Origin of the sequence: Streptococcus sp. M334, assembly GCF_000187745.1 — a bacterium.
Taxonomy (GTDB): domain Bacteria; phylum Bacillota; class Bacilli; order Lactobacillales; family Streptococcaceae; genus Streptococcus.
Genome location: NZ_GL732490.1, coordinates 146898 through 162795 on the forward strand (window position 1 = coordinate 146898; position 15898 = coordinate 162795).

Genomic DNA, 15898 nt, shown 5'->3' on the forward strand with positions numbered 1-15898 from the left:
ATAGGCTGACTTTCCATTCAAAGCAGCGCGTTTGACGCTGTTGACATGCGAACAAACGAGATTGATGTCCTCCTGAGTTAAGTTGTCAAAAGAAGTTCCCTTAGGTAGAATGTCGCGAATTAGTGTGTGATTTTTCTCAATTCTCCCTTTCTGGTCAGAGCGATTAGGATCACAAAAGAAGAGTTTACTCTCTCCTCGAACATCCATTTCGATGTCATCAACCCTGGCAAACTCTCCACCATTATCTGTGAGGATGACAGGAAAGAGTTGACAGAAATCTTTATCCGCTTGGTGATTGGAATTAAGGGGAGTGCCTTCACGAGCTTCAACAAGAGTTTGTTCGTACTGCTTTTGAGCTTGTTTAGCGAGATAGAAGATTTTCTGATAGCCACAATTTTGTCTTCTTTTAGGGCACCCATTACAGACAAAGGGAGCCTTATTGAGTAGAGGGCAAGGAAGGTTATAGCATGTAGACTCTCGGACTTGTCTGTTTCGTTTGACTTCTTTGGAAACAGTAGTTGGGTCTTTTAGAATGGATTGTCCGATAGCTTTGAAGGTTTCACCGCGCTCTAAGCCTAATTGAATATCATTACGGTCTGAAAGGGTAAGGTGTTTATGTTTTGTCATAGTAGACCTCATTTCTAACTCAAACGTCTCACACTTAATTCCACCATAAAAATTCGTTTTAGACTAATTTCCACTTCGGTTGGGCAAGTGGAAGTTACTTTGAGAAGTTAGCTTGAAATAAAAAATTAGTCATTTCCTATCTTTTCTATTGCTTTATTCCTTATTGTTTGTTATATTAAAAGTGTAATTATTTTTTATTTAATGATGTAAGTGTTACACTTTTTAGACAGAAAGGAGTATTTTTTTGAACAGCAGATGTAAACGCTTACGTATATAGTGAAAGGATTTAGGACTTAATGGATAAAGGATTGTTTGAAAAACGTTGTACATACAGTATTCGTAAATTTGCACTAGGTGCTGCTTCAGTTATGATTGGGGCTAGTTTTTTTGCTACTGCTCCAGTAATGGCTAACGCACCAACAGTTGGCTCAACAGATAATTTGCCAAGTGAACTGGCTGATTTGGATAAAAAAGCGAGCGATAATGGACGAGAGTTCGATAAGGAAGCTGCAGTAGCAAATCCAGGTTCTGCTGAAACAACAGATGGACCAAAAACTGAAGAAGAGTTATTAGCTCTTGAAAAGAAAAACAAAGAAACTACTGAGAAATTGCCGAAAGAATTGGAAGGCAAAGTTGAAAAAGCTACTGATAATGGTAAAGAGGTAAATAAAGACCAATTAGCGCAAGATACTGGTAGTCTAGTTCCTGAAGATGTTGCCAAAACAAAAAATGGAGAATTGAACTATGGCGCTACTGTTAAGATTAAGACTCCATCAGGAGAAGGTAGTGGTATTGTCATTGGTAAGGATCTTGTTTTGACTGTTTCTCACAACTTTATCAAGGATCAACAAGATGGAAATATTCGTAAGGTTGTGGATAATGATAAAGGGGATGGTGATATTTTTAGTATATCCTACCCTGGTTTAGATGATGTAAAATTTAGTAAAAAAGATGTGATTCACTGGGATCGGGATGGCTATTTAAAGGGTTATAAGAATGATTTGGCTCTTGTAAGATTGCGTACAGTTCTTGAAAATGCTCCTGTAGAAGTTACAGAAAAGCCGGTTGTTAAGAAAGTTGGGGATAAAGTCAATATGTTTGGCTATCCTGCCGGTAAGTTGGCGCCAGTTATTAACACTGCTGTGGATTTTGCTGAATCTTATGGTGAAGGTGTTCAAGGAGTTGGCTATCAAGGTGGACAACCAGGTGCTAGCGGTGGCGGTATCTTTGATACGGATGGTAAATTGATTGGGGTTCATCAAAATGGTGTGGTAGGCGTTCGTAGTGGAGGAATCCTTTTCTCTCCAGCTCAATTAAAATGGATCCAAGATCATATTAAGGGAATTTCTAGTTCAAAACCAGCGAATTTAGAGGAAACTGAAAAACTAGTTGAAGAAAAGCCAAAAGAAGATAAGCCGAAAGAAGAAAAACCAGCGACAGCTAAGCCAGAGACAGCAAAGGAAGTTACTCCAGAATGGCAAACTGTAGCAAGAAAAGAACAACAAGGGACTGTAGCCATTCGTGAGGAAAATGGTGTTCGTTACAATAAGTTGTCTTCAACAGATCAAAATGACAATGCCAGCAAACCAGCCTTGTTTGAAAAACAAGGATTGACTGTGGATGCGAATGGGAATGCGAATGTAGATCTCACTTTCAAAGAAGAATCTGAAACAGGCAAATCACGTTTTGGTGTTTTCTTGAAATTTAAAGATACAAACAATAATGTCTTTGTTGGATATGATAAATCAGGTTGGTTCTGGGAATACAAGACACCAGGTAATAGCACATGGTATCAGGGAGGTCGTGTTGCAGCTCCAGTAAATGGCTCAGTGAATCATCTGACTATTAGCTTAAAATCAGATGGTCAGCTGAATGCAACAAATAATGATGTAAAACTTTTTGATACGGTTACTTTGCCAGCTGCTGTTAATGAAAATCTTAAAAATGAAAAGAAAATCTTACTTAAAGCTGGGACATATGGTACTGAAAAGACAGTTGTAAATATTAAGACTGACAATCAAGACGGAGTTCAAGCTACTGAAGCTACTGCTGAAAAAGAAACTGGTGCGGTGGTAGATGATAGTAAAGTGACTTATGATACCATCCAGTCTAAAGTCCTAAAAGCAGTGATTGACCAAGCTTTTCCACGTGTCAAGGAATATACGCTGAATGGCCATACTTTACCTGGACAGGTTCAACAACTTAAGAAAATCTTAGTAAACAATCACGAAATTACACCTGAAGTCACCTATAAGAAGATCAATGATACTACTGCAGAGTATTTGATGAAGCTTCGTGATGAGAAGAATTTCATCAATTCAGATATGACCGTACGTTTGCAAGTTGTGGATAATCAATTGCACTTTGATGTAACCAAGATTGTCAACCACAACCAAGTTACTCCAGGTCAGAAGATTGATGATGAAAGAAAACTTCTCTCCTCTATCAATTTCTTAGGGAACTCACTTGTGTCGGTTTCAAGCGACCAAGCTGGAGCTAAGTTTGATGGGGCAACCATGTCAAACAACACTCATATCAGTGGAGATGATCATATTGCTGTAACCAATCCAATGAAAGATTTGGCTAAGGGTTACATGTATGGTTTTGTTTCTACAGATAAGCTTGCTGCAGGTGTCTGGAGCAATTCTCAAAACAGCTACGGTGGTGGCTCTAATGACTGGACTCGTTTGACAGCATTCAAACAAACTGTTGGAAATACAAACTATGTGGGAATTCAAAGCTCTGAATGGCAATGGGAAAAAGCATATAAGGGCATTGTCTTCCCAGAATATACTAAGGAACTTCCAAGTGCAAAGGTTGTGATCACTGAAGATGCCAATGCGGATAAGAAAGTGGACTGGCAGGATAGTGCCATTGCTTATCGTAGTATCATGAACAACCCTCAAGGTTGGGAAAAAGTCAAGGATATCACAGCATACCGTATTGCGATGAACTTTGGTTCTCAAGCACAAAATCCATTCCTTATGACCTTGGATGGTATCAAGAAGATTAATCTCCATACAGATGGTCTTGGACAAGGTGTTCTTCTTAAAGGTTATGGTAGTGAAGGCCATGACTCAGGCCACTTGAACTATGCTGATATTGGTAAACGTATTGGTGGTGTCGAAGACTTCAAGGCTTTGATTGAGAAAGCGAAGAAATATGGAGCTCATCTAGGTATCCACGTTAACGCTTCTGAAACTTATCCTGAGTCTAAATACTTTAACGAAAATATTCTTCGTAAGAATCCAGATGGAAGCTACAGCTATGGTTGGAACTGGCTAGATCAAGGTATTAACATTGATGCTGCTTATGACTTGGCGCATGGTCGCTTAGCTCGTTGGGAAGAATTGAAAAACAAACTTGGTGAAGGTCTCGACTTTATCTATGTGGATGTTTGGGGCAATGGCCAGTCAGGTGATAATGGAGCCTGGGCTACCCACGTTCTTGCTAAAGAAATTAACAAACAAGGCTGGCGCTTTGCAATCGAGTGGGGCCATGGTGGTGAATACGACTCTACCTTCCAACACTGGGCAGCTGACTTGACCTATGGTGGCTACACTAATAAAGGTATCAACAGTGCCATCACGCGCTTTATCCGCAACCACCAAAAAGATTCTTGGGTTGGGGATTACAGAAGTTACGGTGGTGCAGCCAACTATCCACTTCTAGGTGGCTACAGCATGAAAGACTTTGAAGGTTGGCAAGGAAGAAGTGACTACAATGGCTATGTAACCAACTTGTTTGCTCATGATGTCATGACCAAGTACTTCCAACACTTCACTGTAAGTAAATGGGAAAATGGTACACCAGTCACCATGTCTGATAACGGTAGCACTTATAAATGGACTCCAGAAATGCGAGTGGAATTGGTAGATGCTGACAACAATAAGGTAGTTGTGACTCGTAAGTCAAATGATGTCAATAGCCCGCAATACCGTGAGCGTACAGTAACGCTCAATGGGCGTGTCATCCAAGATGGATCAGCTTACTTGACTCCTTGGAACTGGGATGCAAATGGTAAGAAACTTCCTGCTGATAAGGAAAAGATGTACTACTTCAATACGCAAGCTGGTGCAACAACTTGGACGCTTCCTAGCGATTGGGCAAATAGCAAGGTTTACCTTTACAAGCTAACTGACCAAGGTAAGACAGAAGAGCAAGAATTAACAGTAAAAGATGGCAAGATTACCCTAGACCTACTAGCAAATCAACCATATGTTCTCTACCGTTCAAAACAAACCAATCCTGAAATGTCATGGAGTGAAGGTATGCATATCTATGACCAAGGATTTAACAGTGGAACTTTGAAACACTGGACTATTTCTGGTGATGCTTCTAAGGCAGAAATTGTCAAATCACAAGGCGCAAATGAAATGCTTCGTATCCAAGGTAATAAGAGCACAGTGAGCCTTACTCAGAAACTGACTGGTTTGAAACCAAATACTAAGTATGCTGTTTATGTCGGTGTTGATAACCGTAGTAATGCTAAAGCAAGTATCACAGTGAATACTGGTGAAAAAGAAGTGACTAGCTATACCAATAAGTCACTAGCTCTTAACTATGTTAAGGCCTATGCTCATAATACTCGTCGTGACAATGCTACAGTTGACGATACAAGTTACTTCCAAAACATGTATGCCTTCTTCACAACAGGTTCAGATGTATCAAATGTCACTCTTACTTTGAGTCGTGAAGCTGGTGATGAAGCAACTTACTTTGATGAAATTCGTACCTTTGAAAACAATTCAAGTATGTACGGAGATAATCATGATACAGGTAAAGGAACATTTAAACAAGACTTCGAAAATGTTGCTCAAGGTATCTTCCCATTTGTAATTGGTGGTATCGAAGGAGTGGAGGATAATCGCACTCACTTATCTGAAAAACATGATCCATATACACAACGTGATTGGAATGGTAAGAAAGTCGATGATGTTATCGAAGGCAATTGGTCATTGAAGACAAATGGACTAGTGAGCCGTCGTAACTTGGTTTACCAAACAATCCCTCAAAACTTCCGTTTTGAAGCTGGTAAGACTTATCGTGTAACCTTTGAATACGAAGTAGGCTCTGACAATACCTATGCCTTTGTAGTTGGTAAGGGAGAATTCCAGTCAGGTCGTCGTGGTAATCAAGCAAGTAATTTGGAAATGCATGAATTGCCAAATACTTGGACAGATTCTAAGAAAGCTAAGAAGGTAACCTTCCTCGTAACAGGTGCAGAAACAGGCGATACTTGGGTGGGTATCTACTCAACTGGTAACGCAAGCAATACTCGTGGAGATTCTGGTGGAAATGCGAACTTCCGTGGTTACAATGACTTCATCATGGATAAACTTCAAATCGAGGAAATCACGTTAACTGGTAAGATGTTGACAGAAAATGCTCTGAAGAATTACTTGCCAACAGTTGCTATGACTAACTATACTAAGGAATCTATGGATGCCTTGAAGGAAGCTGTCTTTAACCTCAGTCAAGCAGATGATGACATTAGTGTAGAAGAAGCGCGTGCCGAAATTGCTAAGATTGACGCTCTGAAGAATGCCTTGGTACAAAAGAAAACAGCCTTGGTAGCAGAAGACTTTGAAAGTCTAAATGCTCCAGCGCAAGCGGGGGAAGATTTGGCCAATGCCTTTGATGGTAACTTGTCAAGTCTATGGCATACGTCTTGGAATGGTGGAGATGTTGGTAAACCTGCAACTATGGTATTGAAAGAAGCGACAGAAATCACTGGATTCCGTTATGTGCCACGTGGATCAGGATCAAATGGTAACTTGCGTGATGTGAAACTTGTTGTGACAGATGAGTCTGGTAAAGAACATACTTTCACTGCAACTGATTGGCCAGATAACAATAAACCAAAAGATATTGATTTTGGTAAGACAATCAAGGCTAAGAAAATTGTTTTGACAAGTACTAAGACTTATGGAGACGGTGGTGATAAATATCAAGCTGCTGCTGAGTTAATCTTTAGTCGTCCACAGGTTGCAGAAACAGCTCTTGATTTGTCAGGTTATGAAACAGCTTTAGCGAAAGCTCAAAAATTGACCAGCAAAGAGAATCAAGAGGAGGTAGCAAGTGTAGTAGCTAGTATGAAATATGCTACGGATAACCATCTCTTGACTGAAAGAATGGTTGCCTACTTTGCAGAATATCTCAACCAACTACAAGATCAGACTGCTAAACCAGATGCTCCTACAAGTAGCAAAGGTGAAGAGGAGGCACCGATTCTTGAAGTGCCTGAGTATAAAGGCCCAGTTGGAACAGCAGGTGAAGAAGCAGTTGTTAATGAAATTCCAGAGTACAAAGGTGGCGTCAATGCGGCAGAAGCAGCTGTCAATGAAGTTCCAGAATACAAAGGTGGAGCCAATGCAGTAGAAGCAGCTATCAATGAAGTTCCAGAATACAAAGGTGGTGCTAATGCAGTAGAAGCTTTGGTAAACGAAAAGCCAGCCTACACAGGAATATTGGCTACAGCAGGCGATCAAGCAGCACCAACCATTGAAAACCCTGAGTATCAGATTAGTCAATTGGGCCAAGGAAAACTTGCAGAATCTAAAACTTCAGTTTCAACAGAAGATCAGAAGAGATTGCCAGAAACAGGAGAAAGTCAATCTGATACAGCTATCTTCCTAGCTGGCGTCAGTCTTGCCTTATCTGCTGCTGTCCTTGCAACAAAACGTAAAGAAAATTAAAGAAGACTGGATTTTAGAGTTTACCGGAACTAGAATTCAGACAGAAATAACTTAGTTGGAGAGAACCTCTAGGTTCTCTCCATTTTTAAATGGGAAATGAGACCGCTTACTGTAATAAGTGGATGAAAGGAATAGGAGAAAAATGGATAGACATTTTTTTGAAAGACGCTGTCACTATAGTATTCGAAAATTTGCAATTGGTGCAGCCTCTGTAATGATCGGTGCTAGTATCTTTGGTGCAAATGTAGTACAGGCTGCTGAGACAGGTGGAACACCTGAGAAAGAAGGAACTATCACACAAGCTCAGCCCCTAGATAAGTTGTCGGACGATTTAGCAGCTGTTTTAAAGAAAGCTGAATCAGAAGCAACGGCAGATGCAGAACATGAAGAAAATCATGAAAATACTGCAGGAACAAGCCCAGCAACAACTCCAACAGCTCCCAAACCAGCTGAGACTCTGAAGCCGGTTGAAACACCAAAAGCAGATTCTAAACCTGTAGAACCAGCTACACCTACAATCAAACCAGTTGAAAAGCAAATTGAAGATAGAGAAGATCGTAACCACTTAGAAGGTGTGACTGTTCAAGTAAACGACTCAGAAACTGGTACTCCTTATACTGCTGACAAGGCAGTGGACGGTAATCCTGATACTCGTTGGTCAACAAATCAAAATATTGACAAACCAACTTTCGAATTAACTCTTCCCAAGACTACACTTATTAGACATGTGGAAATTGATTGGGATCGCCGTGTTCGCAATGGGCAAAATGACCCTAATATCAAATCATGGAGCCTCTACTATGCAGGTCAAGATGATGTAAATGCTAGTGGAGAAAAACAATGGAAGCTAGCTCATACCAAGACTGGAGAACCTGTTTTAGATGAGAAAGTTGACTTAGCCAATAGTATTCAAGCTAAATATCTCAAGTTAGAAATCAATGACTATCAAGCGGGCACAATGGGCTGGAGAAACGTGGGTATTCAAGAAATTCGAGCTTATTCGAATATTCCTGATACAAGTAAGGTAACGGATATCCGTCAGGTTACAGAATTGACTGTAGCTAAAGACGGACAGTCTCTTGTCTTGCCAACTCTACCAGGAAAAGTCAGTCTCATCGGAAGCAACAAACAAGGTGTGATTGACCTTCAAAATCACATTTATAGGCCTTTGACTGATCAACGCGTTAAGGTTATGGTAGAGCAAATTAAAGATTCACATACCTTTACTAAAGAGTTTGAAGTAGTCATCAAGGGGCTACATCAGGACGAAGGTGTGGGTGTCAAACCAAAAGTAGCACCAGCTGTTCAACAATGGTATGGAAAAGAAGGTCAATCTTCTATCACTTCAGATACAGTTCTTGCGACGGGTGATTCAGGCTTTGAACAAGCAGCAACCTTCTACCAGTCAGACCTTGCAAGTCGTGGATTGGAACTTGCGACAGGTGACAAGCAGGCTCAAAAACGAATTGAATTTAAAAAAGTTGAAAATAAGGGGTATGGTAAGGAAGGCTATGGAATCACTATCCAAGATGGTGTCATTACCATCGAAGCTGCAACGAACACAGGAGCCTTCTACGCCACTCGTACTCTTCTTCAAATGGGGGAAAGCAATCTCCAAAATGGAGAAATTCGTGATTTCCCAAGCTTCAGTCACCGTGGTTTTATGCTAGATACAGGTCGTAAATTTATTCCTTATGATGCCCTTGTAGACATCATGCTCAACATGGCTTACTACAAGATGAACGACTTGCAGTTGCACCTCAACGATAACTATATCTTCCTAAAGGAACACTTAGCAGGTAAGAACTTAACACAAGAAGAAGAGCTTAAATATGTTCTAGAACATGCTAAGACAGGTTTCCGTGTAGAGACAGATATTGTCGGTAAGAATGGTCAAAAATTAACATCAGATGAGCACTATACTAAAGAAGAAATGCAAAATCTGATTAAACTTGCTAAGGCCTTGCATATCAATCTAGTACCTGAAATTGACACACCAGGTCATGCTCTGTCATTTGTCAAAGTTCGTCCAGACCTCATGTATCAAGGTAGCCTGAGAGATTACAGAGGTAAACATAACGTAGAGCGCGTAGCTATGCTCGATCTAGATAATAAATATGATGAAACGCTGGCTTTTGTCAAATCAGTTTATGACAAACTTCTTGATGGTCCAGATGCACCACTTCATGGGGTATCTACTGTTCATATCGGAACGGATGAATACTACGGAAGTAGAGAAAGCTATCGTCGTTATGTCAATGACCTTATTAAATACATTAAAGGAAAAGGATATACACCTCGTATTTGGGGGTCGCTCAGTGCGAAACGAGGTAAAACAGCGGTTGATTGGAAAGATGTAGAAGTTGATATCTGGAGTATTGGCTGGCAGCAACCAAAAGAAGCTATTGCTCAAGGAGCTAAGATTATTAATATCACAGATATCCCAACATATAGCGTTCCGAATGGAGATAATCGTCAAGCTGGTTATGGTGATTATGCTAACTATGAAACTCAATATAATGGTTGGACACCAAACGATTTCAGAACTGGTCATGGCCCGCTACTAGAAGCTTCTAATCCAAATATCCTTGGAGGTGGACACGCAGTTTGGAATGACAATATCGACCTTCATGAGACAGGTTTGACATCTTATGATATCTTTAAACGCTTCTTCAAGAGCATGCAAACAACTGCAGAACGCACTTGGGGATCTGACCGTGCGGCAACGACATTTGCAGAACGTATCCTACCAGCGAGCCCTTATGCGCCACAGTCAAATCCTGACAGAGCGATTGATCAAAGTGATTTGTTTACTATCAATACTGAAACTGTGAAGAATTATGCAAGTAAGAAGGTGAAGGCAAGCGATCAGGGATTGGCTTTTGAGAAAGATAGCAGTATCGAAGGCTTAGCTGGTGATGTTGGCCCAAGTCATGTCTTGAAGTTTGATGTAACTGTCACTGGAGACGGTGAACAAACCTTCTCAACAAGTGGAGACAACCGTATATATCTAGCTGATAAAGACGGCTATCTTGCTTATCAATTTGAACAGTTCCATATCCAATTCAAGAAAAAACTTGAAAAGAACAAGCGTTATCAAATCTCTATTGTGAGCAAACCACAATCAACGGAATTCTATGTGGATGGTGAGAAGATTGAACGTATCGCAAATCCAGCTCACCCCCGCTTTGCCCACAATAGCTTGGTTCTACCGCTTGAAAGCATCAGTGGTTTCAAAGGAATCTTACATAGTGCAGAGTTGTCAGATAAACCATTTGTAAATCCTCGTTTGATTCCAACAAATCATTTCACAGTTTCTGCAACTAGTCAAGAAACTCCAGGAACAGCGACTGAAGGAGTTGTTGAAAAAGCCTTTGACAATGATCCAAACACATTCTGGCATACTAAATGGACTGGTGATACTGCTCCGTACACTCTTTCCATGACCTTGAAAGAAGCAGAAAAAGTCAATGGTTTGACTTATCTTCCACGTCCAGGTGGTGGTAATGGTGTCGTGACATCTTATGAAATCTATGCTCAAAAAGATGGTCAAATGGTTAAAGTTGCTTCAGGAACTTGGGAAAACAATGCCAAAGAGAAAACAGTGAACTTTGATGCAGTTGAAACGGATAAGGTAGAATTTAAAGTTTTATCAGGTGTTGCAGGATTTGGTAGTGCTGCAGAAATTCAACTTCTGAAACCAGTTTCTACTAACAAGGCAGAAGAGTCAGCTACTCCAAAAACACCTAAAGTTGAGGAGATGGGTGACGGTACAACTGAACTTGCTGATAGTTTTGTAGCTAGCAAGCCAACAAGTGACGAAGCAGTTGCTACAGCAGCACAAAGTCAAGATTACCTTAAGAAAGAGTACAAAGTCTTCCCAACACCACAAAAAGTAACTTATAATGACGGTGTAACGAAACTTCATAAACAAGTCAATCTTGTTATGGGGGAAAATTTGGATATCTATACTCGCAACCGCTTGAAGAGTGTTCTACAAGATCATCAAATCTCATACACAAGCAGTCAAACAGCAGTGGCTGGTGCTACAAATATCTATCTTGGTGTTCATGGTCAAGAGTCACAGGCTGAAAAAGAGATGCCAAATCTTTCTAAAGGACTCTTTGATAAAATTGATGCTTATGCTTTGTCCATCAAGAACAATACAATCTCTATAGTTGGTAAGGATACAGATGCTGTCTTCTACGGTTTGACAACTCTCAAACACATGCTTAATGAGAGCGCAGCACCAGTCTTACGTAATGTAACAGTGGAAGACTACGCTGAAATTAAGAACCGTGGCTTTATCGAAGGTTACTATGGAAATCCTTGGAGTAATGCTGATCGTGCAGAATTGATGCGTTATGGTGGTGACTTGAAGTTGACTCAATACTTCTTTGCACCAAAAGATGATCCATACCACAACAAGAAATGGCGTGAACTCTATCCAGAAGAAAAATTAGCTGAAATCCGTGAATTGGCGCGTGTCGGAAACCAAAACAAGACTCGTTATGTGTGGACCATCCATCCATTCATGAATAACCGTATCCGTTTTGGCAACGATGCTGACTACCAGAAAGACCTTGAAACTATTAAAGCTAAATTTACTCAATTGATGGATGTAGGTGTTCGTGAGTTCGGTATTTTGGCAGATGATGCTCCAAGTCCAGTTGGTGGCTACAATAGCTACAACCGCTTGATGAAGGACATGACAGACTGGTTGACTGAAAAACAAGCAACTTATGGTGGTCTTCGTAAGGAAATGATCTTTGTCCCAGGTCAATATTGGGGTAATGGCCGTGAAGATGAGTTGAAAGCACTCAATGAAAATCTTCCAACTTCAACCTCTATGACCCTTACTGGTGGTAAGGTTTGGGGTGAAGTATCCGAAAGCTTCCTCTCTAACCTTAAGAACAACCTGACTGCAGGTGGTAAGACCTATCGTCCAGTTTCTCTATGGGTCAATTGGCCTGTTACAGATAACTCTAAACAACACTTAATCTTAGGTGGAGGTGAGAAATTCCTTCATCCAAATGTTGATCCTAGTCTTCTTTCAGGTATCATGTTGAACCCAATGCAACAATCTGAGCCTTCTAAGATTGCCCTCTTCTCTGAAGCCCAATATTCATGGAAACAATGGAAGTCAGAAGAAGAAGCCAAGAAAGTCAACGATATAGCCTTCAACTTTGTTGAAAACGGTAAGTTTACAGATAGTGAAGCATCTATTGCCTTCCGTGAGCTTGGTAAACATATGATCAACCAAAACATGGATGGTCGTGTTGTGAAGTTGGAAGAGTCTGTTGAACTTGCACCGAAATTGGCGGCCTTCATATCTAAGTTGAAAGCTGGTCAAGATGTTGGTGCAGAGCGTGAAGGCTTGCGTGCAGAATTTGCGAAACTAAAAGCAGCAGCTCAACTTTATAAAGCATCTGGTGATGAAAAAATGCGTGCTCAAATCCACTACTGGTTGGATAATACTATTGACCAAATGGACGCCTTGAGTGCTCTTCTTGATGGTACAGAAGCTATCGAAAAGAACGATTCTGCAAAACTTTGGGATAGTTACTATAAGGGCTTAAAACTATATGAACAGTCTCAAACTCATACTTTCCATTATGTAGACCATGACGAAAAAGCTGAGTTGGGTGTTCAACATATCCGTCCATTCTTGCTTGGGCTGCGTGAAATCTTGGCAACAGAAGTTCAAAAAGCCTTGCATCCTGACCAAGTGATTAGTACCTTTATCACGAACCGTACAGGTGTGGAAGGCGGACTTGCTGAGGTGATTGATGGAGATTTGGGAACTTATGCATTGATCAAATCGCCAAACAGTATCAAGACTGGTGATTACATTGGCTTGAAATTTAACAAAGCTGTTCCACTCCAAAATTTGACCTTTGCAATGGGAACTCAAGCAAATCCTCGTGATACCTTTAACAATGCTAAGGTTGAGTATCTCAATGAAAATGATGAGTGGGTAACACTTTCAGAACCAAGCTACACTGGAAATGAACCACTGCTTAAATATGAAAAACTCAATATTCGTGCTAAGGCTGTTCGAATGATTGCGACTTCAGATCGTGATAATACTTGGTTTGCTGTCCGAGAAATCGCTGTTAACCGCCCTGTAGAAGTTACTCATGCTAAACAGGCAGCTACTGTGACGATTAGTCCAAATCTTATGTACAAGTACAATACGACAGTTGGTCAGATTACAGACGGTCGTGACAATACAGAAGCAATGCTTGCAAATGCTGATCGAACGGATACAACTCCAGTAAATAGTTGGGTACAACTAGACTTAGGTGAAGTCAAACCTGTGACTAAGGTTCGTCTCCACCAAGGTTCAGGAGATAAATTGGTAGAAGGTGTTCTTGAATATTCTGCAGATGGTAACTCATGGCAAGAATTGGATCGCTTGACTGGTGAACAAACCAAAGAAATCGAAACTCCAATTTCAGCTCGATATGTTCGTATTCGCAACACTAAGAACATCAACTTATGGTGGCGTATCGCTGATTTCTCAGTTGAAACACGTACAGGTAATAGTCAATTGACTGATACAAATGTTGAAAACTTGAAGTCAACTCCAGTTTATGACAGTCTAGGCCGTTATGACCTGCAAATTCCGAGCGGAACAAAACTTCCAGCTAAGAGTTACTTGGGTATGAAACTTGATCGTCTTCACCAAGCTGAAAGCATTCAAGCAGTTGGTACAGAAAATCCATCCCTCAACTTGGAATACTCTCCAAATGCCCAAGAATGGTATCCAGCTGTTCAAGTGACTGATAAGTCCTTGGTACGTTATATTCGTTTGGTTAATAAGACTGATCAAGAACAAGCAGTGACAGCAACATCTCTACTTGTTCAGACAAAAGAAGTTCAACCAACAACACTTGATTCTACATCAATGGGAATTCACCCAACATACGGTAGAAATGACGTTCGTAAGCTCAAGAACTTGGATCAATTATTCGACGGAGTTTACAATAACTTTGTAGAGTTTTCAGACTATGCTCGTAAAGATGGTCATATCACTCTTAAACTTGGTAGTGAACGTGACATCAAGAAGATTAGAGCATATATCCAAGACGGCACTCAAAACTATCTTCGTGATGGTAAGATTCAAGTCAGTCAAGATGGCAAGACTTGGACAGATCTTGTAACAGTTGGTGATGGTGTTGCCAATGAAACACGTGATGATTCCTTGACAGATGGTTGGACACATGATTCTAAGATGCCAGGAAACCGCTATATTGAGGGTGAACTTTCAAGCCCAGTTAAAGCCAACTATCTCCGTGTTCTATATACAGCAGACTATAATGCTCGTTTTGTAGGCTTCACTGAGTTGGTAATCAATGATGGTGAATTTGTGAAACCAATTAATGATCCAACTGTAGAAGGAAACAGCGGTGAAAGCCAAGGTAACCTCTACACCAATCTCGTAGATGGTAAAGTACTGACTAGCTACAAGGCTGAGAAAGAGCAAGGTGAGCTTGTTTACCACTTGTCAGAACCGACAGATGTCAACCATATCCGACTTGTTTCAAGTCTTCCGCAAGGAGTGAAGGTCCGAGTATTGGCTCGAACTCTTAAATCAGATAAAAGAAATTCTTGGTCAGAAATAGGTGAGATTACCTCAAGCTTCCAAACATTTGCTGTCCGAGATAAATCTCCATTATTGGATGTGAAACTTGTTTGGGAAGGTGGCAAACCAGAGTTCTACGAAATGACGACATTCCACCAAGAACTTCCAGAAGAACCAGTCAAACCAGCTCCAACTACAAGTAAGGGTGATGAACCAGCTTCAGTAGTAGAAGTACCAGAATTTACTGGTGGAGTGAGTGGTATCGAAGCCGCTGTTCATGAAGTTCCAGAGTATACTGAAGCTATTGGCATAGCAGGAGATAATGTGGTTCCAGTAGTAGAAGGGCTAGAATTCAAAGGCGGAGTAAACGCAGTTGAGGCAGCTACCCATGAAGTTCCAGAGTATACTGAATCTATGGGAGACCCAAGCAAGCTACCATCACCAGTAGTAGAAGTACCAGAATTTACCGGTGGAGTAAATGGTGTCGAAGCCGCTGTTCATGAAGTACCAGAATATAAAGGAACAGCAAGCCATCAAGCAACTCCAACAGAGGAAAACTTGGAAGATTCGGTTGATAAAGTTGATGGAGATAAGATGAGCAGTGGCAATAGTAATGTTGAAACTACTGTTGAAGAGTCTGATGAATTTGCAAGTGCATCAGTGAAAACGGATCAAGCCCAAAAACAAGAACAACCACAATCGTCGATTTCTAAAGTTAAAGATCAACTTCCAGCAACAGGTGGAAAAGAATCAGCTGCTTTAGCCTTGTTAGGTGGTCTTGGATTAGTTCTCTCTGCCGCTTTTGTCAAAAAAGGGAAAAAGAATTAAGAATTCGAAAAAGAGTTATTCAATAATCCTAGATAAACATTAATGTCACAATAAAACCACACAGTGATTTCAGTCTTGAGCATCATCAAGCTGAAAGAAACACTGTGTGGTTTTTGAATAGTTGATAGTTTATACCCAATGAAAATCAAAGAGCAAA

Annotated in this window: 3 protein-coding genes; 2 read left to right on the top strand and 1 reads right to left on the bottom strand. The window is 40.6% G+C overall.

What is annotated here, in order from left to right; all coding sequences use genetic code 11:
- Positions 1-627, bottom strand: a 627-nt coding sequence (locus tag HMPREF0851_RS15935; protein WP_000160549.1) for a helix-turn-helix domain-containing protein, incomplete at its 3' end; no start/stop codon positions are given.
- Between the two features lie 296 nt (positions 628-923).
- Here HMPREF0851_RS15935 and HMPREF0851_RS13025 point away from each other — a divergent pair.
- A complete protein-coding gene (locus HMPREF0851_RS13025) occupies positions 924-7325 on the top strand; it encodes a SpGH101 family endo-alpha-N-acetylgalactosaminidase (RefSeq protein WP_000357489.1) in 6402 nt (2133 codons plus the stop codon).
- A 142-nt stretch (positions 7326-7467) separates the two neighbouring features.
- Positions 7468-15741 (top strand): SIALI-17 repeat-containing surface protein, encoded by an 8274-nt coding sequence (locus HMPREF0851_RS13030; RefSeq protein WP_000373814.1) that lies wholly within the window; start codon positions 7468-7470, stop codon positions 15739-15741.
- Positions 15742-15898 lie beyond the last annotated feature (157 nt).